Source organism: Sulfurisoma sediminicola, from assembly GCF_003865015.1.
Classification (GTDB): Bacteria; Pseudomonadota; Gammaproteobacteria; order Burkholderiales; family Rhodocyclaceae; genus Sulfurisoma; species Sulfurisoma sediminicola.
The window spans coordinates 406,045-432,852 of sequence record NZ_BHVV01000002.1; the positions used below are offsets into that span (position 1 = coordinate 406,045).

Annotated in this window: 24 protein-coding genes; 19 read left to right on the forward strand and 5 right to left on the reverse strand. The window is 66.8% G+C overall.

Translation table 11 applies throughout. The features are described 5' to 3' along the window. Positions 1 to 2,685, reverse strand: a complete 2,685-nt coding sequence (aceE, locus tag EJE94_RS06095) for a pyruvate dehydrogenase (acetyl-transferring), homodimeric type (protein WP_121243262.1) — start codon at positions 2,683 to 2,685, stop codon at positions 1 to 3. 239 nt (positions 2,686 to 2,924) lie between these two features. On the opposite strand from aceE, the gene EJE94_RS06100 reads away from it, so the two are divergent. The 5 genes from EJE94_RS06100 to EJE94_RS06120 all read left to right on the forward strand — a co-directional run bounded on the left by EJE94_RS06100 (position 2,925) and on the right by EJE94_RS06120 (position 9,137). Next, a complete protein-coding gene (locus EJE94_RS06100; RefSeq protein ID WP_121243263.1) occupies positions 2,925 to 3,509 on the forward strand; it encodes a 2-oxoacid:acceptor oxidoreductase family protein in 585 nt (194 codons plus the stop codon). Then, complete coding sequence (gene porA / locus EJE94_RS06105; RefSeq protein WP_121243264.1) at positions 3,502 to 4,755, forward strand: pyruvate ferredoxin oxidoreductase; 1,254 nt, start codon at positions 3,502 to 3,504, stop codon at positions 4,753 to 4,755. Before EJE94_RS06100 ends, porA begins: the two co-directional genes overlap by 8 nt. Before the next feature lie 11 nt (positions 4,756 to 4,766). After that, positions 4,767 to 5,771, forward strand: a complete 1,005-nt coding sequence (locus tag EJE94_RS06110; protein ID WP_121243265.1) for a thiamine pyrophosphate-dependent enzyme — start codon at positions 4,767 to 4,769, stop codon at positions 5,769 to 5,771. Between the two features lies 1 nt (position 5,772). Then, entirely contained in the window at positions 5,773 to 7,395 is a 1,623-nt protein-coding gene (locus EJE94_RS06115; RefSeq protein WP_121243266.1) for an NAD(P)-binding protein, read from the forward strand. 62 nt (positions 7,396 to 7,457) lie between these two features. Beyond that, the gene (locus EJE94_RS06120) at positions 7,458 to 9,137 is read left to right on the forward strand and encodes a PAS domain S-box protein (RefSeq protein WP_165904766.1); all 1,680 of its coding nucleotides are present in this window, start codon (positions 7,458 to 7,460) and stop codon (positions 9,135 to 9,137) included. Between the two features lie 70 nt (positions 9,138 to 9,207). Here the strand turns inward: EJE94_RS06120 and EJE94_RS06125 are convergent, their stop codons facing one another. After that, positions 9,208 to 10,026, reverse strand: coding sequence for a tetratricopeptide repeat protein (locus EJE94_RS06125; RefSeq protein WP_124962405.1), 819 nt, complete (start codon positions 10,024 to 10,026; stop codon positions 9,208 to 9,210). 250 nt (positions 10,027 to 10,276) lie between these two features. Here EJE94_RS06125 and EJE94_RS06130 point away from each other — a divergent pair, with 250 nt between their 5' ends. From EJE94_RS06130 to EJE94_RS06140, 3 genes are all read left to right on the forward strand, one after another. Beyond that, positions 10,277 to 10,528 (forward strand): hypothetical protein, encoded by a 252-nt coding sequence (locus EJE94_RS06130; protein ID WP_121243269.1) that lies wholly within the window; start codon positions 10,277 to 10,279, stop codon positions 10,526 to 10,528. A gap of 62 nt (positions 10,529 to 10,590) precedes the next feature. Beyond that, the gene (locus EJE94_RS06135; RefSeq protein ID WP_207855758.1) at positions 10,591 to 11,250 is read left to right on the forward strand and encodes a DUF1345 domain-containing protein; all 660 of its coding nucleotides are present in this window, start codon (positions 10,591 to 10,593) and stop codon (positions 11,248 to 11,250) included. Between the two features lie 39 nt (positions 11,251 to 11,289). Further along, positions 11,290 to 12,303 (forward strand): AI-2E family transporter, encoded by a 1,014-nt coding sequence (locus EJE94_RS06140; protein ID WP_121243270.1) that lies wholly within the window; start codon positions 11,290 to 11,292, stop codon positions 12,301 to 12,303. Between the two features lie 53 nt (positions 12,304 to 12,356). Here EJE94_RS06140 and EJE94_RS06145 read toward each other — a convergent pair whose 3' ends face one another. After that, positions 12,357 to 13,373, reverse strand: a complete 1,017-nt coding sequence (locus EJE94_RS06145; protein ID WP_121243271.1) for an RNA methyltransferase — start codon at positions 13,371 to 13,373, stop codon at positions 12,357 to 12,359. Positions 13,374 to 13,375: 2 nt separating this feature from the next. Continuing rightward, complete coding sequence (locus EJE94_RS06150) at positions 13,376 to 14,473, reverse strand: GDP-D-glucose phosphorylase 1 family protein (RefSeq protein ID WP_147435843.1); 1,098 nt, start codon at positions 14,471 to 14,473, stop codon at positions 13,376 to 13,378. A 63-nt stretch (positions 14,474 to 14,536) separates the two neighbouring features. Between EJE94_RS06150 and EJE94_RS06155 the strand changes: the two genes are divergently transcribed. Continuing rightward, positions 14,537 to 15,364 carry a hypothetical protein gene (locus EJE94_RS06155; RefSeq protein WP_121243273.1) on the forward strand — a complete coding sequence of 276 codons (828 nt, stop codon included), beginning with the start codon at positions 14,537 to 14,539 and terminating at the stop codon, positions 15,362 to 15,364. 30 nt (positions 15,365 to 15,394) lie between these two features. On the opposite strand, the gene fabI is transcribed toward EJE94_RS06155, so the two are convergent. Beyond that, complete coding sequence (fabI, locus tag EJE94_RS06160; RefSeq protein WP_121243274.1) at positions 15,395 to 16,222, reverse strand: enoyl-ACP reductase FabI; 828 nt, start codon at positions 16,220 to 16,222, stop codon at positions 15,395 to 15,397. Positions 16,223 to 16,368: 146 nt separating this feature from the next. Between fabI and acsA the strand changes: the two genes are divergently transcribed. The 10 genes from acsA to EJE94_RS06210 all read left to right on the forward strand — a co-directional run bounded on the left by acsA (position 16,369) and on the right by EJE94_RS06210 (position 26,763). Further along, positions 16,369 to 18,135: an acetate--CoA ligase gene (acsA, locus tag EJE94_RS06165; protein WP_121243275.1), complete on the forward strand. Its 1,767-nt coding sequence runs from the start codon at positions 16,369 to 16,371 to the stop codon at positions 18,133 to 18,135. Between the two features lie 351 nt (positions 18,136 to 18,486). After that, the gene (pdhA, locus tag EJE94_RS06170; RefSeq protein WP_121243276.1) at positions 18,487 to 19,491 is read left to right on the forward strand and encodes a pyruvate dehydrogenase (acetyl-transferring) E1 component subunit alpha; all 1,005 of its coding nucleotides are present in this window, start codon (positions 18,487 to 18,489) and stop codon (positions 19,489 to 19,491) included. Further along, complete coding sequence (locus tag EJE94_RS06175) at positions 19,488 to 20,462, forward strand: alpha-ketoacid dehydrogenase subunit beta (RefSeq protein ID WP_121243277.1); 975 nt, start codon at positions 19,488 to 19,490, stop codon at positions 20,460 to 20,462. Before pdhA ends, EJE94_RS06175 begins: the two co-directional genes overlap by 4 nt. Continuing rightward, the gene (locus tag EJE94_RS06180) at positions 20,459 to 21,610 is read left to right on the forward strand and encodes a dihydrolipoamide acetyltransferase family protein (protein WP_121243278.1); all 1,152 of its coding nucleotides are present in this window, start codon (positions 20,459 to 20,461) and stop codon (positions 21,608 to 21,610) included. Before EJE94_RS06175 ends, EJE94_RS06180 begins: the two co-directional genes overlap by 4 nt. Continuing rightward, positions 21,607 to 21,861, forward strand: coding sequence for an acyl carrier protein (locus EJE94_RS06185; protein ID WP_121243279.1), 255 nt, complete (start codon positions 21,607 to 21,609; stop codon positions 21,859 to 21,861). Before EJE94_RS06180 ends, EJE94_RS06185 begins: the two co-directional genes overlap by 4 nt. Positions 21,862 to 21,969: 108 nt before the next feature. Beyond that, positions 21,970 to 23,829, forward strand: a complete 1,860-nt coding sequence (locus tag EJE94_RS06190; protein ID WP_121243280.1) for a thiamine pyrophosphate-dependent enzyme — start codon at positions 21,970 to 21,972, stop codon at positions 23,827 to 23,829. A gap of 9 nt (positions 23,830 to 23,838) precedes the next feature. Further along, on the forward strand, positions 23,839 to 24,468 hold the full coding sequence (locus EJE94_RS06195) for an indolepyruvate oxidoreductase subunit beta (RefSeq protein WP_121243281.1): 630 nt from the start codon (positions 23,839 to 23,841) through the stop codon (positions 24,466 to 24,468). Beyond that, a complete protein-coding gene (gene folD, locus EJE94_RS06200) occupies positions 24,465 to 25,316 on the forward strand; it encodes a bifunctional methylenetetrahydrofolate dehydrogenase/methenyltetrahydrofolate cyclohydrolase FolD (RefSeq protein ID WP_121243282.1) in 852 nt (283 codons plus the stop codon). Before EJE94_RS06195 ends, folD begins: the two co-directional genes overlap by 4 nt. After that, positions 25,313 to 25,810 carry a 5-(carboxyamino)imidazole ribonucleotide mutase gene (gene purE, locus EJE94_RS06205; protein ID WP_121243283.1) on the forward strand — a complete coding sequence of 166 codons (498 nt, stop codon included), beginning with the start codon at positions 25,313 to 25,315 and terminating at the stop codon, positions 25,808 to 25,810. Before folD ends, purE begins: the two co-directional genes overlap by 4 nt. Continuing rightward, positions 25,810 to 26,763, forward strand: a complete 954-nt coding sequence (locus EJE94_RS06210) for an L-threonylcarbamoyladenylate synthase (RefSeq protein WP_121243284.1) — start codon at positions 25,810 to 25,812, stop codon at positions 26,761 to 26,763. The genes purE and EJE94_RS06210 overlap by 1 nt, the downstream gene beginning before the upstream one ends. Positions 26,764 to 26,808 lie beyond the last annotated feature (45 nt).

The following is a 26,808-nucleotide window of genomic DNA, read 5'->3' on the forward strand; positions in this document are numbered from 1 at the left end:
TTACACCTTCACCGGGTTGGGTTTGTCTGGATCGAGGCCGTACTTCCTGATGGCTTCGGCAACCTTGGCGACGTCGATCTGCTTGTCGTCGGCGAGTGCGCGCAGGCTGGCCAGGGTGATCCAGTAGCGGTCCACCTCGAAGAAGTGGCGCAGCTGCTCGCGCGTGTCGGAGCGGCCGAAGCCGTCGGTGCCGAGCACGACGTAGCGGCGGCCGCCTTCGGCGACGAAGGGGCGGATCTGGTCGGCGAAGGCACGGATGTAGTCCGTCGCCGCGATCACCGGACCGCGGGTGTCGCCGAGGCAGGCCGTCACGTGGCAGACCCTGGCCGGCTCCTCGGGATGCAGCAGGTGATGGCGGGTGCAGTCGTGGCCGTCGCGCGCCAGCTCGGTGAAGCTGGGGCAGGACCAGAGGTCGGCCTCGACGCCCCAGTCGGCGCGCAGCAGTTCGGCGGCGGCGATGGCCTCGCGGAAGATGGTGCCCGAGCCGAGCAGCTGCACGCGCGGGCCGTTGTTGGCGGCACCCTTGCGGAAGCGGTACATGCCCTTGAGGATGTCGCGCTCGGCGCCTTCGGGCATGGCCGGGTGCTCGTAGTTCTCGTTCATCACCGTCAGGTAATAGAACACGTCCTGCTGCTCGGCCACCATGCGCCGCAGGCCGTCCTGCACGATCACCGCCAGTTCGTAGGCGAAGGTCGGGTCGTAGGAAATGCAGTTCGGAATCGTCGCCGACAGTACATGCGAATGGCCGTCCTCGTGCTGCAGGCCTTCGCCGTTGAGCGTGGTGCGCCCTGCGGTGCCGCCGACCAGGAAGCCGCGGGCGCGCGAGTCGCCCGCCGCCCAGCACAGGTCCATGGTGCGCTGCAGGCCGAACATCGAGTAGAAGATGTAGAAGGGCAGCATCTGCACGCCGTGCGTCGAGTAGGCGGTGGCGGCGGCGATCCAGTCGGACATGGCGCCGGCCTCGTTGATGCCTTCCTGCAGCATCTGGCCGTCCTTCGATTCCTTGTAGAACATCAGCTGGTCGGCGTCCTGCGGCACGTAGTTCTGGCCCTGCTGGTTCCAGATGCCGTACTGACGGAACATGCCTTCCATGCCGAAGGTGCGCGACTCGTCGGGCACGATGGGCACGACGCGGCGGCCGAGGACCTTGTCCTTGAGCAGCACGTTGAGGATGCGCACGAAGGCCATGGTGGTCGAGATCTCGCGGCCCTCGCCGGTGGCCTTGAGCAGCGCGTCGAAGGCCGACAGGGGCGGAATCGGCTGCGGCTCGACGGCGCGGCGACGCTGGGGCAGGTAGCCGCCCAGCGCCAGGCGCTTCTCGCGCATGTAGTTGAGCTCGGCCGATCCCTCCTCGAACTTGAGGTAGGGCGGCGTCTCCAGTTGCTCATCCGTGATCGGCAGCTTGAAACGGTCGCGGAAGGCCTTGAGCGAGGTGGTGCCCATCTTCTTCTGCTGATGGGTGATGTTCTGCGCCTCGCCCGATTCGCCCATGCCGTAGCCCTTGATGGTCTTGGCGAGGATCACGGTGGGCTGGCCGGTGTGATTCACGGCGGACTGGTAGGCGGCATAGACCTTGTGCGGGTCGTGGCCGCCGCGGTTGAGGCGCCAGATGTCGTCGTCGGTCCAGTTGGCGACCATCGCCTTCAGTTCCGGCGTGTTGAAGAAGTGCTCGCGCACGTAGGCGCCGTCCTTCGACTTGAAGGTCTGGTATTCGCCGTCGACGCAGTCCATCATGCGTTGGCGCAGCAGGCCCTTCTTGTCCTGCGCCAGCAGCGCGTCCCAGTAGCCGCCCCAGATCACCTTGATCACGTTCCAGCCGGCACCGCGGAAGTCGGATTCGAGTTCCTGGATGATCTTGCCGTTGCCCCGCACCGGGCCGTCGAGGCGCTGCAGGTTGCAGTTCACCACGAAGATCAGGTTGTCGAGCTTCTCGCGCCCGGCCATGCCGATGGCGCCCATCGATTCGGGTTCGTCCATCTCACCGTCGCCCATGAAGGCCCAGACCTTGCGGCCGGTGGCGTCGGCGTGGCCGCGGTCGTGCATGTACTTCATGAAGCGGGCCTGGTAGATCGCCTGCAGGGGCCCCAGGCCCATCGACACCGTGGGGAACTGCCAGAAGTCAGGCATCAGCCAGGGGTGCGGGTAGGAGGTCAGCCCCTTGCCGTCGACGTCCTGGCGGAAACCGTCGAGCTGGTCCTCGCTCAGGCGGCCGAGGAGGAAGGCGCGGGCATAGATGCCGGGCGCCGAGTGGCCCTGGACGAAAACCAGGTCGCCACCGTGCTGTTCGGTCGGCGCGCGCCAGAAATGGATGAAGCCGACGTCATAGAGCGTCGCGGCCGAGGCGAAGCTGGCGATGTGGCCGCCGAGATTCGAGTCGCCCTTGTTGGCGCGCAGCACCATGGCCAGCGCGTTCCAGCGCACGTAGGAGCGGATGCGGTTCTCGATGGCGTAGTCGCCCGGCGCGGTGACCTGGCGGTCGGCCGGGATGGTGTTGAGGTATTCGGTGTTGGCGCAGTAGGGCTGGTTGATGCCGGCAAGGCGGCCCAGCTCGATCAGGCGCTCGATCAGGAAATGGGCGCGCTCGGGGCCCTCTTCGGTGATCACGGCTTCGAGGGCATCGAGCCACTCCCGCGTCTCCAGCGGGTCGGCGTCGGAATGTGCCACGGTGGACGGCATGGATGACATGCGGTCTCCTCCTTTGTCTGTGTTGTAGGTGGTCCGGCGACGGGGTTGCCGCCGCGGACCGTTTTCGCTCAGTGTAGCCTTCCGGGTAGGTCGGGTGTCCCTCGCTGTTCCATAATGTAAAACAGCAATTCACATTGTGCAATACGCAGTGCAACATGCGAGGTGCCCTTGATGGCGATCAACAGTCCATGGATGATGGCGGAGTAAAAGGACCGATCAGCTGATGGAGGAGGGGCAGCATGTTCCAGGTACGCATACACGGACGCGGCGGGCAGGGGGTGGTGACGGCCGCCGAGATGCTGTCGGTTGCCGCCTTCGACGAGGGGCGCCATGCCCAGGCCTTTCCCAGCTTCGGCTCGGAGCGTACCGGGGCGCCGGTGGTGGCCTTCTGCCGCATCTCGGATCGCGAGATCCGCCTGCGTGAGCCCATCATGGAGCCCGACGCGATCATCATCCAGGACCCGACCCTGCTGCACCAGGTCGATGTCTTCGCCGGCCTGAAGAAGGACGGCTACATCCTGATCAACACCAGCAAGACCTTCGACCAGCTGGGTCTCGGCGACTTCGTTCGCGAATGTCGCCCGGAGCGGCTCTGCACCGTGCCGGCGATGGAGCTGGCCTTGAACCATGTCGGCCGGCCGGTGCCCAACGTGCCGCTGCTCGGCGGCTTCGCTGCCGTGGCGGGAGTACTGCAGCTGGAATCGGTGATCAAGGCGATCAAGGAACGGTTTTCCGGCAAGGTCGCCGAGGGCAACGTTGCGGCGGCGCGCGAGGCCTATGCGATCGTCAAGGCCGAGATGGAGGAGGCAATGAACCATGCTTAAGCAGATGGAAGGCAGCCGCGCGGTCGCCGAGGCCGTGGCCCTGTGCCGGCCCGAGGTGATCTGCGCCTACCCGATCTCGCCGCAGACCCACATCGTCGAAGCGCTGGGCGAAATGGTGAAGGATGGCTCGCTCGCACCCTGCGAGTTCATCAACGTCGAATCCGAATTCGCCGCGATGTCCGTGGCCATCGGTGCCTCTGCCGCCGGGGCGCGCAGCTACACCGCCACCGCCTCGCAGGGATTGCTCTACATGGTCGAGGCGGTCTACAACGCCTCCGGGCTGGGACTGCCGATCGTCATGACCATCGCCAACCGCGCCATCGGCGCGCCCATCAACATCTGGAACGACCATTCCGATGCGCTGTCGCAACGCGATTCGGGCTGGATCCAGCTGTTCGCCGAAACCAACCAGGAAGCGCTCGACCTGCACATCCAGGCCTTCAAGCTGGCCGAGGAGCTATCGCTGCCGATCATGGTCTGCATGGACGGTTTCATCCTCACCCACGCCTATGAGCGCGTCGACATGCCAACGCAGGCGCAGGTCGATGCCTACTTGCCGAAATACGAGCCGCGCCAGATGCTCGACCCCAACGAGCCGGTCTCGATCGGCGCGATGGTCGGTCCCGAAGCCTTCATGGAGGTGCGCTATCTCGCCCACGCCCGGCAGATGCAGGCGCTCGAGCGCATTCCGCAACTGGCGGAGGAATTCGCGACGGTGTTCGGCCGCGACAGCGGCGGCCTGATCCACACCTATCGCGCCGAGGATGCCGAGACCATGGTCATCGCCATGGGCTCGGTGCTGGGCACCATCAAGGATACGGTCGATGCCATGCGCGACGCCGGCCACAAGATCGGCGTGCTCGGCATCACCAGTTTCCGCCCGTTCCCGCATGTCGCCGTGGCCGCCGCGCTCAAGCACTGCCAGCGCTTCGTCGTGCTGGAAAAGAGCCTCGCCGTGGGCGGCGGCGGCATCGTCGCCACCGATGTGCGCATGGCCGTGACCGGCATGGGGCTGAAGGGCCACACGGTCATCGCCGGGCTCGGCGGCCGTGCCATCACCGTCAAGTCGCTCACCGCGCTGTTCGAAAGGGCCTGTCGCGGCGACCTCGAGCTGATGACCTTCCTCGACCTCGACTGGAACGCCGTCAACAAGCAACTCGAACGCGAAAAAGCGCACCGCCGCACCGGGCCCGTCGCCGAAGCGCTGCTGCGCGACGTCGGCGTCGTCGCATCGCGCAACTATTGAGTGGGGCAGCCATGAGTTTCCAACCCGTAAAGTTCTACCAGACCGGCACCTTCACCGTCGGCAACCGCCTGCTGCCGCCCGAGGAACGCAGCGTCCAGGCCAGCAGCAAGCGTTTCAACTCCATCAATTCCGGCCACCGCGCCTGCCAGGGCTGCGGCGAGGCGCTCGGTGCGCGCTACGCCATCGACGCGGCGATGGAGGCGACCGACGGCCAGCTCATCGCCGCCAACGCCACCGGCTGCCTCGAGGTGTTTTCCACGCCCTATCCCGAGACCTCGTGGCAGATTCCGTGGATCCACTCGCTGTTCGGCAACACCGCGGCCGTCGCCACCGGCATCGCCGCGGCGCTCAAGGTCAAGGGCAAGGCGCAGATCCGCGTGGTCGCCCAGGGCGGCGACGGCGGCACCACCGACATCGGCTTCGGCTGCCTTTCCGGCATGTTCGAGCGCAACGACGACGTGCTCTACATCTGCTACGACAACGGCGGCTACATGAACACCGGCGTGCAGCGCTCGAGCGCCACGCCGGCGGCGGCACGCACCTCGACCACGCCGGCGGTCGGAGCCGAGCCCGGCAACGTCTTCGACCAGGGCAAGTTCCTCCCCGCCATCGCGCTGGCCCACGACATCCCCTACGTCGCCACCGCCACGGTGGCCGACCTGCGCGACCTCGAAGCCAAGGTGCGGCGTGCCATGGAAATCCGCGGCGCGCGCTACATCCACATCCTCGTGCCCTGTCCGCTGGGCTGGGGCACGGCCTCGCACGACACCATCCGCATGGCGCGGCTGGCCAAGGAAACCGGCATCTTCCCGGTGTTCGAGGCCGAGCACGGCGAAATAAAGTCGGTGCTGGCGATACGCCGCCCGCTGCCGGTCGAGGAGTACCTGAAGCCGCAGAAGCGCTATGCCCATCTCTTCGGCAAGCAGCCGCGGGTCGACGTGATCGCCCACCTGCAGGCGCAGGCGGACAGGAACATCCGCAGGTACGGGCTGCAGGCCCGCAAAGAGAGCCACTGAAATGGACAAGCCCTTCGCCATCACCCTCAACCCCGGTTCCTCGCTGGCCAACCGCACTGGCTCGTGGCGTACCTTCCGCCCCGAATACGTCGACCGCCTGCCGCCCTGCAACGCCGCCTGCCCGGCCGGAGAGAACATCCAGGGCTGGCTGTTCCACGCCGAGAGCGGCGACTACGAAAAGGCCTGGCGCGCGCTCACCGAGAACAATCCGCTGCCCGCCATCATGGGCCGCGTCTGCTACCACCCCTGCGAGGGCGGCTGCAACCGCCAGTACGTCGATTCCTCGGTCGGCATCAATTCGGTCGAGCGCTTCCTCGGCGACGAGGCGATCAAGCGCGGCTGGCAATTCGATGCGCCGGCCGCGGCATCAGGCAAGCGCGTGCTCGTCGTCGGCTCCGGCCCGGCCGGCCTCTCCGCCGCCTACCAGCTGACGCGCATGGGCCACAAGGCGGTGATCTACGAGGCCGGCCCGCTCGCCGGCGGGATGATGCGCTTCGGCATTCCCAAGTACCGCCTGCCGCGCGACGTGCTCGACGCCGAGATCAAGCGCCTCCTTGACTTCGGCGTCGAGATCCATCTGCAGACCAAGGTCAGCAACGTCCTCGAGGCGATGCAGGACGGCTTCGATGCCGTCTTCCTCGGCGTCGGCGCCCACATCGCCAAGCGCGCCTACATTCCGGCCGGCGATGCCAACAAGGTGCTCGACGCCGTCGCGGTGTTGCGCGGCATGGAGGGCGAATCTGCGCCGATGCTCGGCCGCAAGGTAGTCGTCTACGGCGGCGGCAACACCGCCCTCGACGTCGCGCGCACCGCCAAGCGCCTCGGCGCCGAGGAGGCGATCATCGTCTACCGCCGCACCCGCGAGAAGATGCCGGCGCACGACTTCGAGGTTGAGGAGGCGCTGCAGGAAGGCATCTCCATCAAGTGGCTGTCGACCATCAAGGAGGCCGGCGAGTCGGACATCATGGTCGAGAAGATGGCGCTCGACGACAAGGGCTTCCCGCAGCCGACCGGCGAGTTCGAGCGCATCGAGGCCGACTCGGTGGTGCTGGCACTCGGACAGGACGCCGACCTGTCGCTGCTGGAGAACGTGCCCGGCCTGGTCGTGGACAAGGGCCTGATCCAGGTCGATGCCGGCATGATGACCGGCCACCCCGGCGTCTTCGCCGGCGGCGACATGGCCGGCAACGAGCGCACTGTCACGGTGGCGGTCGGCCACGGCAAGAAGGCGGCGCGCGCCATCGACGCCTGGCTGCGCGGCGAAACCTACGCGCCGTTGCCCAAGCACGAGCTCGCCACCTTCGAGCGCATGAACGCCTGGTACTACTCCGATGCGCCCAAGACCGTGCGGCCGGTGCTCGACATCATCCGTCGCCAGTCCACGTTCGAGGAAGTGCTCGGCGGACTGGACGAGGGCAACGCGCTGTTCGAGGCGCGCCGCTGCATGTCCTGCGGCAACTGCTTCGAGTGCGACAATTGCTACGGCGTCTGTCCCGACAATGCCGTGATCAAGCTCGGCCCGGGCAAGCGCTTCAAGTTCAACTTCGACTACTGCAAGGGCTGCGGCGTCTGCGTCGCCGAGTGCCCCTGCGGCGCGATCCGCATGGTGCCCGAGGAAAACTGAGCCCCCATTTTGAAGACATTTTCGACCCGTATCGGATTCGACACATGCCGGGAAGCAGCGTCTTGAGCAACACGCAGAAGGTCAAGGTCCTGATGGCCTGCTCCGACGCATCCGGGGCGGCCATCGAGCGGGCGTTGCACGCCCATGTCGCGGGCCTGGCCTTCCATCGCGTCCATCGGCGCAAGGAACTCGACCGCGCCCTGGCGAAGGAGGAGTGGCACCTGGCCTTCTGCGACCTGGAGTTGGCGGATTTCACCGCCCTCGACCTGGTGACGCGGATTTCGGACGAAGGCATCGATATTCCCGTGGTCGTGGTCAATGGAACCGGCGCGAAGGAAATCGCGATCCGCTGCCTGATGTTCGGCATATGCCAGTTCATCGACAACGATGCGCAATATCTCGAGGGCCTGCCGCTCATGGTCGATGTCCTGCTCAGGCGGGCCGGGCAGGAACGGGAGCGCCGCCTGATGGAGAAGCGCCTGCGGGAGAGCGAGGAACTCTACGTCGACATCTTCGACAACACCAGCGACCTGATCCAGTGCCTCGGGCCGGACGGCCGCTTTCTCTACACCAATCGCACCTGGCGGGAAGTCATGGGCTACAGCGAACTGGAGCTTCAATCGCTGACCCTGCTGGACGTCCTTCATCCCGACAGCACGCTGTGCTGCCAGGACCGCTTTCGGCGCCTGCTCCAGGGCGAGAACTTGAGTTGCATCACCTTCAAGTTCCTCACCAAGTCCGGAGAAACGATCTACCTGGTCGGGGATTGCGGTTCCCTCATCAAGGATGGCGGCGCGATCTCGACTCGCGGCATCTTCAAGAACGTCACCGATACCGTCAAGGCGCAGGAAGCGCTGCGCATCACCGAGGCCCGCTATCAGGCGCTGTACGAGAATGCGCCGGATATCTATACGACCCTCAGCCCGACTGGCGAAATCCTTACCGTCAACCGGACCGGTGCCCGCTTGCTGGGCTACGATCCCGGCGAGCTGATCGGTGAATCAGCGGCGAAGATCATCCATCCGGAGGACCAGCAGCGCGTCTTCGCCTGCCTCGAAAGGCAGTTCCAACAGCCGTGTCCAGGCGAGGACATCGAGTACCGGAAGATCCGCAAGGACGGTTCGATATTCTGGGTGCATCAGCGCGCCACGTTGGAACCGGGAGGCGGCGGACCGAGGATGCTGGTGGTTTGCCGCGACGTCACCGACAGGCACGACCTCGAGATCCAGCTCGCCCACCAGGCTTCCCACGACGCGCTGACCAACCTGATCAACCGCCGGGAGTTCGAGCGTCGGCTGCAGCGCCTGCTGTCGGCGGAGAGCGACCCGGCGGACCGGCACGCCCTGTGTTTCCTCGACCTGGACCAGTTCAAGGTCATCAACGACACCTGTGGCCACATCGCTGGGGACGAGCTGCTACGGCAGATCGCCGCCCTGCTGCAGGGGCAGTTGCGCTCGCGCGACACCCTCGCACGCGTTGGCGGCGACGAATTCGCGGTACTGATGGAGCATTCGACCCTGAACCATGCTGCCCGCCTGGCCGAGAAGCTCCGTGCGACCGTCGGGAGCTTCAAGTTCCATTGGCGTTCGCATCGGTTTTCGATCGGTGTCAGCATCGGCATCGTGCCCGTTCACGCCGGACAGTCGATGGTCGATACACTGACTCGCGCGGACATGGCCTGTTACACGGCCAAGAAGGATGGCAGGAACCGCATTCACACCGCGAAGGCCGGCACTGAGTAACAGCGGCGATCGCCCGCAGATTCGGGCCAGTCAGGAAAGCTTGTCCGGAAATGCGGCGCGCAAGGCCGGATTACCACCTTTCGTCGCTTGGCCCCGCGTCTGCCGAGTCCCATGAGTCGCCGGAGCCGGCATCGAATGCTCCGAAATCGACTTGCGGACTGGAATCGACCGGGATGAAGCTGCTGTTGTCCCGCGCCGGTTGAATACGCTGGTTTTCGCTGCCGCTCTCGAGAACCTTGGCCAGTCCGTAGCCTGCTGCCATGCCGGCGATCCCGCCGAGCATGGCGCCACCCAGGCCCGAACCCGCAGCCTGCGGCTGGATGGGCGTGCCGGGCCCGTAGCCGAATCCGCCGCCGGAAAGGCTCCCGCCGGTGGCGGATGCGGCAGAAGGCGTCATCACCGGCGCCGAGGCGCTGCGGCGCATGAACAACCAAATCACCAGGATGGCGCCGCCGCCCAGGAGCATGAAGCCCCAGGGAAGTTGTGGCGCCGCCGGCGCTACGACAGCGGGATGCAGGGTCGCCGCGGCAGGCGATGTGACCGGAGCACCGATGCTTTCCGGCAAGCGGTCCAGCAGCTCGTTGAAGTGCTTGGGGTCGGTGGCGAACTTCAGCGACGGATCGAGACGCCGTGCCTCGAGCAATTCCTGGCGCGCTTCGATTTTGCGTCCTTCTCGTGCCAATAGCTGACCGAGTTCGTAGTGTGCCTTCGCGCTGGCCGGCTTCTCCTTGATCACTTCGTGCAACATGGCCTCGGCCTGCGACAGCTGCCCGGAATTTACGGCGGTGGCAATGTCCTTGGGTGTCGGCAGTGCCAGGGCTGCGGAAGCAGTGAGGACAAGTACGATCGAGGCTATGGCTCTTTTCATGGAACACTCCTGTTTCAACACGGGTTGATCGGGCTGCGAAAGCGCACTACGGCGTCAGCCGGAGGTCGAATGCCGCCGTCCGCGGCGAAAGATAGGGGTGGTGCGCCTGCGCATCAAGGCGCGAATTGCAACAACATGTGTCGCCCGGATGCTTTCAAATTGTTACAACTTGCATGGCCCGATTCGAATCGATTCGCCGCGATCATGGAAACGGTCGGCCATAGAATGCAATCCACCTTCGGGCCATGCCCAAACGATCCGACACAACCACATGATTTCCGTGCCCCAAACCATGCGCGCTCTCCTGATCGGCGTCTTTGGCATCCCGCTGCTGAACGCCTGTACGGACAAGCCTCATCTGACCATGGAGGAAAAGACCAGGTTCGTCGCGGAACTGATCGCCGAGCGATCCGAATGCAACGGCCATTGGGTGAAACTGTCGGTTCCGGCAAAGGACGAAAGGGACCTCAGCCAATCCTATGAAGCAGCCAAGGCGGCCCATTGCCTGAAGCCTGACGTTTGATCGGGGTCATGCGCGACATGGCCCCGTCCCCAGATGGTCTCCCCAGGGAACATGCCCGATCATTGATCACCAAGTTCTGGCATCAGGTGCGCGCACGGCCGCGGCTGGCGGTCGCCGGCCTGACCGGGACGGTCACGTTCTTGCTGTTGCCACCCACGATGGCATTCTCGACGCGGGCGTTGGCTACCTGGGACATCGGTGCGGGCTTGTACCTGTTGCTGGCCTGGATCATGATCCATCGTTCCTCCGTGGAGCATATGCGGTGGCGCGCCCGCATCCAGGATGACGGCGCCGCGGTCGTCCTGGTGCTGACCGTTGCGGCTGCCGTCGCCAGCCTCGCCGCCATCGTCCTGGAACTGTCGGGCCTGAAGGGCTACGCGCCGACCGGCCAGGGCTTTCACGTGGGCCTGGTTGCCGCGACCTTTGCCGCATCCTGGCTGCTGGTTCATACCGCGTTCGCTCTTCATTATGCTCACGTGTATTACATTTCCTCCGGCACAGACGTCGGCTCGCCGCTGGAGTTTCCGCGACAGGACAGCCCCGTTTATATGGACTTCCTGTATTTCGCGATGGTCATCGGCATGACCTCCCAGACGGCGGACGTGGCCATCGCGAGCACACGGATGCGACGATTGGCGATGGCCCATGGCATCGTCGGCTTCGTATTCAACACGACACTCCTGGCCCTTACCGTCAATATCGCTGCAGGACTGCTTGGTTGACGTGCATGGTGCTCCCGAACACGCCCCGGATGACCCAGAATGAACGCTGAATACTTCGATCTGCGGGTGCGACTCGCCTCCTGGCTGCTCTCCGGCATGGCGCTGGTCGCGGTGCTGCGCCTGAACTTGTTGCCCGCCCTGTTCGCCGGACTCCTTGTCTTCGTGCTCGTGCATCTGCTTGCGCCACGCCTGCAGCGGCACTTCGCCAGCGAGCGCGCCCGGCTTGCCGCGGTGATCGTCCTGGCGACGGTGGTGGCCAGCTTCACTACGGCGGCAGTGATTGGCGCAATCGCGTTCTTCAAGAGCGACGCCGGCAGCCTGTCCGCGCTGTTCGCCAAAATGGCCCAGATCATCGAGGATGCGCGTGCGACGCTGCCATCCTGGGCCATTGACATGATTCCCGTGGATCCCGATGACCTCAGAATGGCGACCGTGGAGTTGCTGCGCGAGCATGCTTCCGAATTGCGGAATGTCGGCAAGGAGGCCGCCGTGACCCTCGCCTACATCCTCGTTGGCCTGATCATCGGTGCCATGGTCGCGACGCAGGACGCCCACGGCGGGCGGCCGCTGGGACCGGTGGGCGTTGCCTTGCAGGAGCGCGTTCGTCGCCTTGCCGAGGCATTTCGGCGGATCGTCTTTGCGCAGGTGCGCATTTCCGTGCTGAATACCGTCTTCACGGCAATCTACCTGGTGGTGGCGCTGCCGCTGTTTGGCGTGCACCTGCCTCTCACCAAGACCTTGATCCTGATAACGCTGATCGCAGGCCTCCTGCCGGTGGTGGGCAACCTGATTTCGAATGTCGTCATCGTCGTCGTCAGCCTGGCGCATTCGCCTCACGCCGCCTTGGCCTCTCTGATATTCCTCGTCGTCGTGCACAAGTTCGAGTATTTCCTCAATGCCCGAATTGTCGGCAGCCAGATCAATGCCCGCGCCTGGGAACTGCTGACGGCAATGCTGCTGATGGAAGCGGTCTTCGGAATGACCGGCGTCGTTGCGGCGCCGATTGTCTATGCGTGGCTCAAGGATGAACTCACGCGAGCGGGCTTGTTTTGATCGAGGAAGAACGCAAAAGAAGGGGCGACGTGCCGTCCCGCCGGCGCCGACCTTCAGTCGAGCCGCGCGGCTGCCCGTGCCCGCAACTGGCCGCAGCCGCCGTCGACGTCCTGCCCGGCCGACTGGCGCAGCTTGGCGAGGATGCCATGGCGGTAGAGGTGTAGCGCCATCGCCTGTGCGCGCTCCCACGACGGGCGGCGGTAGGCGGGCCCGCCGGCGTTCTCCGTTTCGTTGTAGGGAATGAAGTTCATCACCGCGTACCTGCCCTTGAGCAGGCGCACGATGCCTTCGAGTTCGTCGTCGTCGTCGTTGATGCCTTCGAGCAGCGTCCACTGGTACTGGATCGGGTAGCCGGTGGCGCGGCAATAGGCGTCGGCCAGTTCGACCAGCTCGGCCGGATCGATGCGCGGCGCCTTGGGCAGCAGGCGCGCACGCAGGTCGGCGCGCGTCGTGTGCAGCGACAGCGCCAGCGCCGGCTTGACGCGTTCCAGCGGCAGCCGTTCGAACACGCGGCGGTCGCCGACGGTCGAGAACACCAGGTTCTTGTGGCCGATGTCGGCCGCCGTGCCGAGCAGGTCGATGGCCTCAAGCACGTTGTCCATGTTGTGGGCCGGCTCGCCCATGCCCATGAACACGACCTTCTTCACGGCGCGCCGCCGCCGGCCCAGCACCACCTGGGCGACGATCTCGGCGCTGCCGAGCTGGCGCAACAGGCCGTCGCGGCCGGTCATGCAGAAGGTGCAGCCCACGGCGCAGCCGACCTGGGTCGAGACGCAGAGACCGTCCTTCGGCAGCAGCACGCTTTCCACCGTCTGGCCGTCGCCGAGTTCCACCAGCAGACGGGCGGAGCCGTCGGCGCCGCCGTGCGCGGAGCGCACGCGCGCCAATGCGTCGAGGTCGGCGGCGATGGCGGGAAACGCCTCGCGCATCGCCCGGGGGAAATACTGGTCGGCCGGGCAGGCGCCGGCGTCGAGCGGCAGCGCCCGGGTCCACGCCCGCAGCATGCGTTCCTCGTGGCAGGGCTGGGCACCGAGGTCGCGCAGGCGCCGGCGGATGTGTTCGATGCGCATGGCTAGGTCTGCGCGAGGTCGACGGCGGCGATCTGCGCGGCGATCTCCTCCGGATCCAGCCGCGCGAAATCGGCCGCGATCGCCAGCGGGAAGCCGCCGGCCATTTCGTACCAGGCCAGTGCGCCCAGCCACGATGCGTAGGCGACTTCGCCCTGCTTGCGCCGCGGCAGGCAGTAGAAGAGGCCGTCGGAGAGGATCAGGTTGTAGCTGATCTCCTGCCGGTGAAGGTCGGCGATGAATTCGCCGGCCACTTTGCGATCGTCGAACCGCAGGCAGCGGCAGGGGTAGGGCTCGCTGCCGCCATTGTGCGTCCAGCGCGCGTCTTCGATGGGCAGCGGCGTTTCGCGCAGGAAGCTCTGGAAGTGCAGGTGGTTCACCGAGGCATGGGCGCCATAGCTGTTGCAGGCGAGGCCGAAGCCGGGCATGCGCCCGTTCAGTTCCAGCGCGAGGTCCCACAGCCAGGCGAGGTCCGCCGGCTCGAGGAACTGCGGACGGTGGCCGCCGACGTCCGGGACCAGCAGCCCGTGGTAGTCGGCGAAGGGGAACTTGTTGTAGAAGAGCGTCGCCTTGCGGCCGAGCAGCGACCCCTCCCAGATGATCTCCTGGCGCAGGAAGGGCTTGTCGAAGTGGAAACGCGCCGGGTCGAAGGGCGCGCGAATGCCTGTGACGGCTACATTGCTGTGGCGCGCGGGGCGGTAGGCGCGTAGCGGATTGAATTGCAGCTCCCACGGCCCGGCGCGGCGCAGCTCGACCGGGCGCAGCGTGTCGAAGTCGTGATCGAGGATCTCGCGCAGCGTCGCCACGTCGTCGGGGGCGCCGTGCAGCGTCTGCGCCGCGTTCTCGGCGGCAAGGCGCATGAAGCAGGCACGCAGCTCGTCGTGCAGATGCTCCCAGATGCGCGTCTCGAAATTGGCGTTGGCCAGCACCAGGATGTCCTCGCCCAACTCGCCCGTGGTGCGCAGCAGGTCGACGAGGCCCCGCTCGAAGCGGTCGCGGAAGACGTCGGCGGATTCGAAGAGGTCGGGCAGCATCGGGTCGGGCAGGGGGTGGGCTTGGGCGAAGGCCCGCCATGATGGGAGTCGCACGGCAAAAGTCAACACTGACAGCCCCGCAGCCATCGGGGAAAATGCGCTATCCGGTTCCCGGTGACTTCCGGCAGGTAGATGAACGCAATTTCGCGCAAGCCCATCCGCTGGCTGCTGGCCGCGGCCGCCGCGGCCACCTGCTGGGCGCAGGCTGCGGATGCGCCGGTCGAGGGGCAGGATGCGGCCGTGGCGAAGCCGGCGCAAGCGTCGCCCGCGCCGGAGCCGCGCCGCTGGCTGGTGCAGTTCAAGCGCCAGGCCACCGACCGCGGCACGGACGACGAATCGACGCGGACCCAGGTGAGGTTCGAACATTTCCCGGACGGGTTGGTGAACCTGTGGCGCCTCGACCTGCCGTTTCCCGACGAGAAGACCGACTTCGCCGGCGACCTGTTCAATCCACGCCCCGGCGACATCAAGGTCCGCATGGGCATGAAAGCGGTTCCCGTGGCCGGCCGGCCGGTGTCCTCTTTCATCGAGGCCACCCTTCCGACGGCTTCGCCCGAGTCTCTCGGTTCCGGAAAATATCAGCTGGGGGTGGGGGTGCGTACCCGGGTGCCGTTGGCCTTGGGCACCGCCGCCACGCCTGTCAAGCAGTCATTCTCCGCCCAGGTGCAGCAGGTGGTGTCCGTGGCCGGCGACGACGCACGCAAGGACATCAACCAGACCAAGTTCGAGCTCGAGGTGCGCGGGGAGTGGCCGCAGGCGCGCTTTCTGAAGTTCACCGCAAAGCCGGTCATCGACTGGGTGCAGAACGCGCGCACCGGTGCCGTGGGCGAGCTCGAGGGCGGCTGGCGCGTCGGCCGCGACTGGGAGCTGGCGCTGTTGGGTGGGGCGCTGCTATGGGGCAAGGGCGTACCAAGCACCTACGGCAAGCGCGCCGAGTTCAAGGCTTCGTATCGCTTCTGAGGGCCGCGGATCGTCGCCCGCGGACGCGCCTCAGGCCACGATGTGCAGGCCCGCGTCGACGTAGATGACGTCGCCGGTCATGCCGGACGACGCGCCGCCGACGAGGAAGGCGACGACGCGGCCGACCTCGGCGATGTCGACCAGGCGTTGGCCGGGCGATCGGCTGGCGGCCATGTCGATCAACTCGTCGAACTGCGCGATGCCGCTCGCGGCACGCGTGCGCAGTGGCCCCGGCGACACGGCGAAGACGCGGATGTTGCTTTCGCCGAGTTCGCTGGCCATGTAGCGGACCGAGGCTTCGAGGGCCGCCTTGACCGGCCCCATCAGGTTGTAGTTGTTCACCACCTTGTCGGCGCCGTAGTAGCTCATGGTGACGAGCACGCCGCCGTTCTTCATCAGCGGTTCGGCCAGGTGCGCCATGCGGATGAAGGAATGGCAGGAGACCTGCATCGCCGTGAGGAAGCCGCCCTCCGAACAGTCGACGACGCGCCCGTGCAGATCCTCGCGCGGGGCGAAGGCGATCGAATGGATGAGGAAGTCGAGCCGGCCCCATTTTTCGCGGATGGCCTCGAACACCGCCTCGAGTTGTCCCGGCTGGGTGACGTCGAGCGGCAGCAGCATCGAAGCGTCGATCTGCTCGGCCAGCGGTTCGACGTATTTCCTGGCCTTGTCGTTGAGGTAGGTCAGCGCGATCTCGGCGCCGAACGCGCGCAGCTTGGCCGCGCAACCGAAGGCGATGCTTTCCGGGCTGGCCACGCCGACGACGAGGCCCCGCTTGCCCTTCAGCATGTCGCCCACGCGGGAGTCTTCGTCCCACACTTTGGGCAGCGGATCGACGGAGTCGGGATCGGTCAGCATGGCGGAATCCTTTCGAAACACCGAGCGAGGGCGTCGATCACAGTCTAGCCACATCGTCGCCGTCCCGCCAGCACCGACTATTGGCCTGCCCTCGCTTTCCTCCATCGCCCCGCGGGACTATATTGCAGCAAGGGAGCGAAGAAGGCATGGACGCATCAGCCATCATCCGCAAGACCGCGGCCGATTTGCGTTTGGCGCCGAACCTGGCCGATTACGCAGCCGAGCGGCAGTGTTTTTCCTGGGAGGCCGCGCGCGCGGAACTGGCCTTGGACCGGGAGGGCCGGGTGAATATCGCCGGACAGGCGGTCGAGCGGCAGGCGAGTGGCGATTTGCGCAAGAAGACTGCGTTCCGCTTTGTTTCGCGTGGCGCTGCCTCGCGCGACGTCAGCTTCGAAGGCTTGTCGCGCCTCACCAGCCGCTTCGCCAATGTGCTGAAGAATCTCGGTGTCGGCCGCGGCGAACGCGTCTTCGTGCTTTCCGGCCGCATTCCCGAACTCTACGTCGCGGTGCTCGGCAGCCTCAAACATGGCGCGGTGGTCTCGCCGCTGTTCTCGGCCTTCGGGCCGGAGCCGATCGCGACGCGGGTGAATCTCGGCGAAGGGCGCGTGCTGGTCACCACGGACCTGCTCTACGAACGCAAGGTGGCGAAGTGGCGCGAGAAGATGCCGACGCTCGAACACGTGCTGCTGGTGACCGGGGAGGGCGGCTGCACCGATATTCCCGGCACGCTGGACTTGGCCACGCTGATGGCCGACGCCGGCGAGGTCTGCGAGGTCGCACCGACCGGCGCCGAGGACATGGCGCTGCTGCATTTCACCAGCGGCACCACGGGCACGCCGAAGGGCGCGATCCACGTGCATGGGGCGGTGGTCACCCACTGGGCCACCGGCCGCTATGCGCTCGACCTGCATCCCGAGGACATCTTCTGGTGCACCGCCGATCCGGGCTGGGTCACCGGTACTTCCTACGGCATCGTCGCGCCGCTGCTGCATGGCGTGACTTCGATCGTCGATCGCGAGGAGTTCGATGCCGAGCGCTGGTATTCGATCCTGCAGGACCAGGCCGTGACGGTCTGGTACACGGCGCCGACGGCGATCCGCATGCTGATGAAGGCTGGCGCCGAGATCCCGCGGAAGTACCGCTTCCCCCAGCTCAGGTTCATCGCCAGCGTCGGCGAGCCTCTGAATCCCGAGGCGGTGCGCTGGGGCAAGGAAGTGCTCGGCCTGCCGATCCACGACAACTGGTGGCAGACCGAGACCGGCGGCATCATGATCGCCAACACCCCGGCCTTCGACATCAAGCCCGGCTCGATGGGGCGGCCGCTTCCCGGGATCGATGCGGCCATCGTCAAGCGGCAGGAGGATGGCTCGGTGGCGGTGATCGATGCGCCCGACGTCGAGGGCGAACTGGCATTGAAGCGCGGCTGGCCCTCGATGTTTCGCGGCTACCTCAACAACGAGGAGCGTTACCGCAAGTGCTTTTCCGGTGACTGGTACCTCACCGGCGACTTGGCGAAGCGCGATGCCGACGGCTACTTCTGGTTCGTCGGCCGCGCCGACGACGTGATCAAGTCGGCCGGGCACCTGATCGGCCCCTTCGAGGTCGAGAGCGCGCTGATGGAGCATCCGGCCGTGGCCGAGGCCGGCGTGATCGGCAAGCCCGATCCGGTGGTGGGCGAGGTGGTCAAGGCCTTCGTCTCGCTCAAAGCGGGTTTCGAGGATTCGGAGGCGCTGCGCATGGAACTGCTCGGCCATGCGCGCAAGCGCCTCGGCGCGGCCGTGGCGCCGAAGGAGATCGCCGTCGTGGCATCACTGCCGCGCACGCGCAGCGGCAAGATCATGCGGCGGCTGTTGAAGGCGCGGGAGCTCGGACTGCCCGAGGGCGATCTTTCCACGCTCGAAAGTGGAGGCTGAAGATGAAACTTGACGTTTGGTGCGTGATCGGGCCGGTGGGGTGCTCTGCGCTGCTCATGTCCTCCGGCGGTGGCCTGCGGCCGCCGCCTCCTCCTTTACTTCGCTATGCAGAGCACCCCACCGGCCCGATCGGGGGCGTCCTTGGGTGTTTGGCCGTCGCAAAGCTCCCGCGTATTTCGCCTCGGGTGACGGGTGGCCGACGCAGCGAAGTAAAGAAGGAGAATCGGGCGCAGCCCGGTTCGGGTGACATGAGCAGCGTCGGCCACCCGTCACCCGAGGCGCTCTCCGACATGCCACGAACATGGCGTCCTATGCGTCGCCAGTCGCGCGAAGCGCAGTGGAACAACTGACATGACCATCGACCACCACGCCCCGCCCCCGCCGTCCGGCCCGGTTTCCTGGGACAAGGACTTCGCGCACAGGCTGCTCGCCGACATGGTGCGCATCCGCCGCATGGAGGAGAAGTCGGCCGAACTCTACGGCGCCGGCCAGATTCGCGGCTTCCTCCATCTCTACATCGGAGAGGAGGCGGTGGCGGTCGGCGCGCTGCACGCACTCGCGGCCGCGGACAACGTGGTCGCCACCTATCGCGAGCATGGCCATGCGCTGGTGCGCGGGCTGTTGATGGCCTCCATCATGGCCGAGATGTTCGGCAAGAGCTGCGGCTGCGCGCGCGGTCGCGGCGGCTCGATGCACCTGTTCGATGCGAAGACGCGGCTCTTCGGCGGCAACGCCATCGTCGGCGGCGGGCTGCCGCTGGCCACCGGACTTGGGCTGGCGGCGAAGATGCGGGGCGAGGATCGCATCACCGCCTGCTTCTTCGGCGACGGCGCGGTGGCCGAGGGCGCCTTCCATGAGTCGCTGAACCTCGCGGCCTTGTGGAAGCTGCCGGTGCTGTTCTGCTGCGAGAACAACCTTTTCGGCATGGGCACCGCGATCGAGCGCGCCGAGTCGCAGACCGACCTCTGCGTCAAGGCGGCCTCCTACGACATGCCGGCGCGGCGCGTCGACGGCATGGACATCGTCGCGGTGCACGCGGCGATGCAGCAGGCCGTGCAGTGCGTGCGCGCAGGGCAGGGGCCGGCCTTCGTCGAATTCCAGACCTACCGCTTCCGTGCCCACTCGATGTTCGACGCCGAGCTCTACCGGCAGAAGGCCGAGGTCGAGGAATGGAAGGCGCGCGGCCCGATCCACACCTTCAGCGCGCGGCTCAAGGCCGAGGGCAAACTGACGGAAGAAGAGTTCCTCTCGCTCGACGCGGCCGCTTGCGCCGAGGTGGCGGCGGCCGTGGCCTACGCCGAGGCGGGGCTGTGGGAGCCGGTCGAAGACCTCTTGAAGGACGTGCATACGCCATGACCAGAAGACTCAGCTACCGCGAAGCCATGCGCGAGGCGATGCACGAGGCACTCGCCGGCGATCCTCGCGTCTTCCTGATGGGCGAGGACGTCGGCCGCTACGGCGGCACCTACGCCTTCTCCAAGGGTTTCCTCGAGGAGTTCGGTCCCGAGCGCATTCGCGACACGCCGCTGTCGGAACTCGGATTCGTCGGCGCCGGCATCGGCGCGGCGCTGGGCGGCATGCGGCCCATCGTCGAGGTGATGACGGTGAACTTCAGCCTGCTCGCGCTCGACCAGATCGTGAACAGCGCCGCGCTCTTCCGCCACATGTCCGGCGGGCAGTTTTCGGTGCCGCTGGTGATCCGCATGACTACCGGCGCCGGGCGCCAGCTCGCGGCGCAGCACTCGCACAGCCTCGAGGGCTGGTACGCCCACATCCCCGGCATCCGGGTGCTGGCGCCGGCCACCGTCGAGGACGCGCGCGGCATGCTGGCGCCGGCGCTGGCCGATCCCGATCCGGTGGTGATCTTCGAGCATGCCGGCTTGTTCAACGTGGAGGGCGAACTGGCGGACGACTGCAAGGTCGACATTTCCAGCGCCAAGGTCAGGCGCGAGGGCAGGGACGTCGCGATCATTACCTACGGTGGTTCGCTGCCCAAGGCGCTGGCGGCGGCCGAAACGCTGGCCGGAGAGAGCATCGAAGCGGAAGTGATCGACCTGCGCGTGCTGCGTCCGCTCGATACCGCGACCATCGCCGCTGCCGTCGCCAAGTGCCACCGCGTGGTCGTCGTCGACGAGAACTGGAAGAGCGGCGGCCTTGCCGCCGAAGTGGTGGCGCGCATCATGGAGCACGCCTTCTTCGAGCTCGACGCGCCGGTGGCGCGGGTCTGCAGCGAGGAGGTGCCGATCCCCTACGCCAGGCATCTCGAAGAGGCGGCCTTGCCGCAGCCGGAGAAGATCGTCGCCGCCGTGAAGGGATTGCTCGGATGATCGAATTCAAGCTCCCTTCGCTCGGCGCCGACATGGACGAGGGCACCCTGCTGGAGTGGAAAGTCGGCGTTGGCGACACGGTGAAGAAGGGCCAGGTGGTCGCCGTGGTCGATACTTCGAAAGCGGCCGTCGATGTCGAGTGCTGGCAGGAGGGCAGCGTCGGCGAATTGCTGGCCGAGGTCGGCCAGAAGATGCCCGTGGGCACGGTGATGGCGAAGCTGCTTGAACCGGGAGAAACGGCAGAAACAATAGTCGGCACCCCAAGGGTACTTCCTGCGGGGCGCGCTGGAGCCACGGCGGCCGCGCCACCCCCGCGCCGCATGATCTCGCCCGCCGCACGCAAGCATGCGCAGGAGAAGGGCGTCGACCTGGACAAGGTGACCGGCAGCGGCCCGCACGGCGCTGTGACATTGGAGGACGTCGAGCACGCGGCGGCGGGGCTCGCACCGCCGGCCGCGGTGCTCCCGGCGGCGGACAAGGCGGGCGAGATGCGCCGCGCCATCGCCGCCGCGATGGCACGCTCCAAGCGCGAGATCCCGCACTACTACGTCGCCGAGGACATTCCGCTGGTGAAGGCGCTGGCCTGGCTGCAGGCCGGGAACGCGAAGCGCCCGATGGCCGAGCGCCTGCTGCCGGCGGTGCTGCTGTTCAAGGCCGTGGCCGTCGCGCTCAAGCGCTACCCCGAACTCAACGGCTACTGGCGCGATGGCGGCTTCGTGCCGGCCGAACGGATCAACCTCGGCGTGGCGATCTCCTTGCGCCAGGGCGGCCTGATCGCGCCGGCGCTGCTGAATGCCGACGCCAAGCCGCTGACGCAGTTGATGCAGGAACTGACCGACTTGGTGCGGCGCACGCGGGCCGGCTCGCTGCGCAGCAGCGAGATGAGCGAGGCGACCATCACCGTCACCAACCTCGGCGACCAGGGCTCGCAGGCTGTGTTCGGCGTGATCTATCCGCCTCAGGTCGCGCTGGTCGGCTTCGGCCGCGTTACGGAACGCCCGTGGGCCGAGAACGGCGAACTCAAGGCGCTCCCCATGGTCACGGCCAGCCTCTCGGCCGACCACCGCGTCTCCGACGGACACCGCGGCGCGCTGTTCCTGCGCGAACTGGCCGACCTGCTGCAACGACCCGAGGACCTCGACAGATGAATGAATCAGAAATCCGCGCCGTGGTGCTGGCCACGCTGCTGTCCATCGCGCCCGAGGTCGAGACCGACGATTTGCGCGGCGACCGTCCGCTGCGCAGCCAGGTCGACCTCGATTCGATGGACTGGCTCAACTTCCTGCTCGGCCTCAACAAGCGGCTCAAGGTCGAGATCCCCGAGGCCGACTACGCGAGGCTGGTGACCCTCGACGATGTGGTCGCTTACCTTATGAAAAAGCTCGGGATTGGGCCGTAGCGCCGGCCAGCCGAAACGGGGATAATTCGCCCTCTTTGACCGGCGTCAATGGTGCGATGCGGCATCGCGGCTAAGGTCCACTTTTCCCGCAACACGAGAGAGTCCAACATGGCAGCAGTCAGCCCAGCGCCGGCCACCAGCCGGCTTTTGCTTTCCGGCAACGAAGCCGTCGCCCGCGCCGTCTGGGAAGCCGGCTGCCGCGTCGCCGCCGCCTATCCCGGCACGCCCTCCACCGAAATGCTCGAGGTGATCTCGACCTACCCGGACATCTATTCCGAGTGGTCGGTCAACGAGAAGGTTTCGCTGGAAGTCGCCATCGGCGCCGCCTTCGCCGGCTCGCGCTCGTTCTGCTGCATGAAGCATGTCGGCATGAACGTTGCCTCCGATGCGCTGATGACCCTGACGCTGACCGGCGTGGCCGGCGGCCTGGTGATCGCCATCGCCGACGACGTCGGCCTCTCCTCGTCGCAAAACGAGCAGGACTCGCGCTACTGGGGCCGCTTCGCCCACCTGCCGGTGTTCGAGCCCTCGGACTCGCAGGAAGCCTACGAGATGACCAAGGCCGGCTTCGACTTCTCGGAGAAATTCCAGGTGCCGGTGATCCTGCGCATGACCACGCGCATCAACCACGTCAAGGGCCTGGTTACCGTCGGCGAGCGCGTGGCGCACGCCGCCGCCGGCTTCAAGAAGGAACCGGCGCGCTGGGTGATGACGCCGGCCGGCGCCGGCAAGCGCATCCCCCTGATGTTCGAGCGCGACAAGGTGCTGCGCGCCGAGGCCGAAGCCTCGCCGCTCAACATCATCGACAATGGCCGCGACAAGCGCGTCGGCTTCGTCGCCTCCGGCCCCGCCTGGATGCATGTGCGCGAGACCTTCCCCGACGCACCGGTGCTCAAGCTCGGCTTCTCCTGCCCGGTGCCGATCGAGAAAATCCGCGCCTTCGCCGCCACCGTGGACAAGCTGGTGGTGGTCGAGGAAGTCGAGCCGCTGGTCGAGACCGAGCTGAAGGCCGCCGGCATCGAATGCCTGGGCAAGGAGATCCTGCCGCGCCAGGGCGAACTCGCGCCCAACGTGCTGAAGCCGGCCATCGCCAAGCTGCTCGGCGAGCCGGTGCCGGAAGGCATCACGGCGCCGGCACAGGTCTTTCCCCGGCCACCGACGATGTGCGTGGCCTGCCCGCACCTCGGCGTCTATTACACGCTGGCGCAGATCAAGAACATCACCATCTCCGGCGACATCGGCTGCTATACCCTCGGGGCAGGACACCCGTGGAACGCGCTCGACACGACGATCTCCATGGGCGCCTCGATGGGCATCGCGCTCGGCCTCGACAAGGGCAGGGGCGAAACCGACAAGGACAAGCGCATCGTCGCCGTGATCGGCGACTCGACCTTCCTCCACATGGGCATGCAGGGCCTGCTCGACATGGTCTACAACGGCGGCAACGTCACGGTGCTGCTGCTCGACAACCGCGCCGTCGGCATGACCGGCGGCCAGTCCAACCCCGGCACCGGCCGCGACATCCACGGGCAGGAGGCGCCGCGCGTCGATTTTGCCAAGCTGGTCGAGTCGCTCGGCGTGAAGAAGGAACGCATCCACGTCCTCGATCCCTACCAGCTGCCGGTGCTGTTCAAGACCATCCGCGACGAGATCAAAATTCCCGAGGTGTCGGTGATCATCACCGACCAGCCCTGCGTGCTGATCGACGACTACAAGAAGCAGAAGCCCTACGAAGTCATCGACGACAAGTGCACCGGCTGCGGCAACTGCGTCGATGTCGGCTGTCCGGCGATCCACGTCACGCGCCGCGAGAAGGTGATCAAGCCCTCGGGCAAGGAAGTCGAGCTGCAGTTCGTCAGGATCGAGACGACGGCCTGTACCGGCTGCACCCTCTGCGTGCAGCCCTGCGCACCCGAAGCCATCGTCCATGCCGACCTGACCAAGCCGATGCGCCTGGTCCGCCATTGAGAGGCCGTGATGAGCGCTAACCAAATCACCAACATCCTCGTCGTCGGCATCGGCGGCCAGGGCGTGATGACCGCCACCGAAATCCTCGCCGAGGCCGCCATCGCGCTCGGCCACGACGCCAAGAAGACCGAGGTCGCGGGCATGGCCCAGCGCGGCGGCGTGGTGTCCTCGCACCTGCGCTTCGGCCCCAAGGTGCTGTCGCCGCAGATCATGGCGGGCACCGCCGACCTGCTGGTCGGCTTCGAGGCCGCCGAGGCGATGCGCTGGTGCCACTACCTCAAGCCCGGCGGCCTGGTGCTGATGAACACCGCACGCCTGGTGCCGCCGGTGGTCGATCTCGGCCTCTACGACTATCCCGACGATCCGCTGGCCGAGATCAAGGCGCGCGGCTACCAGGTGCATGCCTTCGACGCCATGGCCATCGCGCTCGAGCTCGGCGACGTGCGCCTGGGCAACACCGTGATGCTCGGCGCCATGGCCGACCACCTGCCTTTCCCGCCCGGGGTGCTGCTGGAGTCCATCCTCAAGCGCTTCTCGGCGCGCAAGCCGCACATGGTCGAGGTCAACCGCAAGGCCTTCGAGGCCGGCAGGGCAGCCGATGCCGCGGCATCACATCACAAGGAGTCGGCGCTGGCATGACGGCAACCATACTCGACGGCAACGCGCTTTCCGCCCACCTGCGCACCGAACTCGCCGGCCGCGTCGCCGCGCTAACCGCGCGCGGCGTGCAACCCTGCCTCGCCGTGATCCTCGTCGGCGAAGACCCGGCTTCGGCGGTCTACGTGCGCAACAAGGTCGCCGGCTGCGAGAAGACCGGCATGCGCTCGATCAAGGACGTCTACGCGCCCGACGTCGATCCGGCGGTCGTTTTCGCGCGCATCGCCGAGCTCAATGCCGATCCGGCGGTGCATGGCATCCTGGTGCAGCTGCCCCTGCCCAGGCACTTCGATTCCGAGGCGGTACTCGAGGCTATCGCGCCCGAGAAGGACGTCGACGGCTTCCATGCCGAGAACATCGGCGCGCTGATGCAGGGCAACCCGCGCTTCATCCCCTGCACGCCCTACGGCGTGATGAAAATGCTCGAGGCCGGCCACGTGCCGCTCAAGGGTGCCGAGGCCGTCATCGTCGGCCGCAGCAACATCGTCGGCAAGCCCATGGCCATGCTGCTGCTGGCGCAGAGCTGCACCGTCACGGTCTGCCACTCGCAGTCGAAGGACCTCGCCTTCCACACCCGCCGCGCCGACATCCTCGTCGCCGCCGTGGGCAAGGCAAAGATGATCACCGGCGACATGATCAAGCCAGGCGCCACGGTGATCGACGTCGGCATCAACCGCCTGCCCGACGGCAAGCTGTGCGGCGACGTCGACTTCGAATCGGCGAAGGAAGTCGCCGGCCTCATCACCCCCGTGCCCGGCGGCGTCGGGCCGATGACCATCACCATGCTGCTGACCAACACCCTCGAATCCGCGGAGAGGACACTGAAATGAGCAAGAAGAATCCCCTGGTAGGCATCGTCATGGGCTCCGACTCGGACTGGCCGGTCATGAAGGCCTGCGCCGAGACGCTGAAGCAGTTCGGCATCGCCCACGAAGCCAAGGTGCTGTCGGCCCACCGCACCCCCGATGCCGCGCTCGACTATGCTTCCTCGGCCCAGGGCCGCGGCATGAAAGTGCTGATCGGCGCCGCCGGCGGCGCCGCCCATCTGGCTGGCGTGCTCGCGGCGAAGACCGAGCTGCCGGTGCTCGCCGTGCCGATGCCGTCGAAGCACCTGCAGGGCCTCGATTCCCTGTTGGCGATGGTGCAGATGCCCGGCGGGATTCCGGTCGCGACCTTCGCCATCGGCGAGGCCGGTGCCACCAACGCGGCGCTGTTCGCGGTGTCCATGCTGGCGCTCTCCGACGCCGAGATGGCGAAGAAGCTGTCGGCTTTCCGCACCAGGCAGACCGAAAAGGTTTTGGCAAAGACCTTGCCTGAAGTTTGATGGCGGCAGACATCGCACGCGCGGCCGCATTGCTGCGTGCGGGCGAACTGGTCGCCTTCCCGACCGAGACCGTCTATGGCCTCGGCGCCGATGCCGCCAACCCGCAGGCCGTGGCGAAAATCTTCGCCGCCAAGGGCCGGCCGCAGGACCACCCGCTGATTGTCCATCTGGCCGATGCCCCGCAGCTCGATGCCTGGGCGCGCGACATTCCCGAAGCGGCGCGCAAGCTCGCCGCCGCCTTCTGGCCCGGCCCGCTGACGCTGATCCTCAAGCGCCGGCCCGGTGTCAGCGACGCCATCACCGGCGGCCAGGACAGCGTGGGTCTGCGCGTGCCCAATCATCCGCTGGCGCTGGAACTGCTGCGCGAATTCGGCGGCGGCCTGGCCGCTCCCTCGGCCAACCGCTTCGGCCGCATCAGCCCGACCACGGCGGAGCATGTGCGCGAGGAACTCGGCGATGCCGTCGCCCTGGTGCTCGACGGCGGCCCCTGCCAGGTCGGCATCGAGTCGACCATCCTTGATCTGTCGGGGGACGCGCCGGCGATCCTGCGTCCCGGCATGATAGGCGTGGACGCGATCGCCGCCGTGCTCGGACAGGCGCCGGCGGCCGGCGGCCGCGCCGATGCGCCGCGCGTCTCCGGCTCGCTCGAATCGCACTACGCACCGACGACGCCGCTCGAACTCGTCTCCTCCGACGGCCTGGTGTTCGCCGTCAGGAACGCGATCATCAAGCAGGAGCGCACTGCCTTCCTCGCCAGCATGGCGCAGCCGATCCACCACGAGCTGATCAGCTGGCGGCTCGCGCCGGCCGAGCCCGAGCCCTTCGCCCGCGCGCTCTACGCCAGCCTGCGCGAACTCGATGCACTTGGCTGTGGTCGCATCGTGGTGCAGCAGCCGCCGCAGACCGCCGCCTGGATGGGGGTGCTCGATCGTCTGCGCCGCGCCACCGCCTGAACGCCACAGCGGATTTTCCACCCCTTCCGGCTTCACCGGCTATCG

Bases quoted from the DNA above. Each gene is read 5' to 3' on its own strand.
- fabI (WP_121243274.1), bottom strand. From the start codon at position 16,222: ATGCTGACCGATCCCGACTCCGTCGATCCGCTGCCCAAAGTGTGGGAC.
- EJE94_RS06130 (WP_121243269.1), top strand. From the start codon at position 10,277: ATGATTTCCGTGCCCCAAACCATGCGCGCTCTCCTGATCGGCGTCTTT.
- purE (WP_121243283.1), top strand. From the start codon at position 25,313: ATGAGCAAGAAGAATCCCCTGGTAGGCATCGTCATGGGCTCCGACTCG.
- EJE94_RS06175 (WP_121243277.1), top strand. From the start codon at position 19,488: ATGACCAGAAGACTCAGCTACCGCGAAGCCATGCGCGAGGCGATGCAC.
- EJE94_RS06145 (WP_121243271.1), bottom strand. From the start codon at position 13,373: ATGCGCATCGAACACATCCGCCGGCGCCTGCGCGACCTCGGTGCCCAG.
- acsA (WP_121243275.1), top strand. From the start codon at position 16,369: ATGGACGCATCAGCCATCATCCGCAAGACCGCGGCCGATTTGCGTTTG.
- EJE94_RS06210 (WP_121243284.1), top strand. From the start codon at position 25,810: ATGGCGGCAGACATCGCACGCGCGGCCGCATTGCTGCGTGCGGGCGAA.
- aceE (WP_121243262.1), bottom strand. From the start codon at position 2,685: ATGTCATCCATGCCGTCCACCGTGGCACATTCCGACGCCGACCCGCTG.
- EJE94_RS06100 (WP_121243263.1), top strand. From the start codon at position 2,925: ATGTTCCAGGTACGCATACACGGACGCGGCGGGCAGGGGGTGGTGACG.
- EJE94_RS06115 (WP_121243266.1), top strand. From the start codon at position 5,773: ATGGACAAGCCCTTCGCCATCACCCTCAACCCCGGTTCCTCGCTGGCC.
- porA (WP_121243264.1), top strand. From the start codon at position 3,502: ATGCTTAAGCAGATGGAAGGCAGCCGCGCGGTCGCCGAGGCCGTGGCC.
- EJE94_RS06180 (WP_121243278.1), top strand. From the start codon at position 20,459: ATGATCGAATTCAAGCTCCCTTCGCTCGGCGCCGACATGGACGAGGGC.
- EJE94_RS06190 (WP_121243280.1), top strand. From the start codon at position 21,970: ATGGCAGCAGTCAGCCCAGCGCCGGCCACCAGCCGGCTTTTGCTTTCC.
- EJE94_RS06185 (WP_121243279.1), top strand. From the start codon at position 21,607: ATGAATGAATCAGAAATCCGCGCCGTGGTGCTGGCCACGCTGCTGTCC.
- EJE94_RS06155 (WP_121243273.1), top strand. From the start codon at position 14,537: ATGAACGCAATTTCGCGCAAGCCCATCCGCTGGCTGCTGGCCGCGGCC.
- EJE94_RS06195 (WP_121243281.1), top strand. From the start codon at position 23,839: ATGAGCGCTAACCAAATCACCAACATCCTCGTCGTCGGCATCGGCGGC.
- folD (WP_121243282.1), top strand. From the start codon at position 24,465: ATGACGGCAACCATACTCGACGGCAACGCGCTTTCCGCCCACCTGCGC.
- EJE94_RS06140 (WP_121243270.1), top strand. From the start codon at position 11,290: ATGAACGCTGAATACTTCGATCTGCGGGTGCGACTCGCCTCCTGGCTG.
- pdhA (WP_121243276.1), top strand. From the start codon at position 18,487: ATGACCATCGACCACCACGCCCCGCCCCCGCCGTCCGGCCCGGTTTCC.
- EJE94_RS06110 (WP_121243265.1), top strand. From the start codon at position 4,767: ATGAGTTTCCAACCCGTAAAGTTCTACCAGACCGGCACCTTCACCGTC.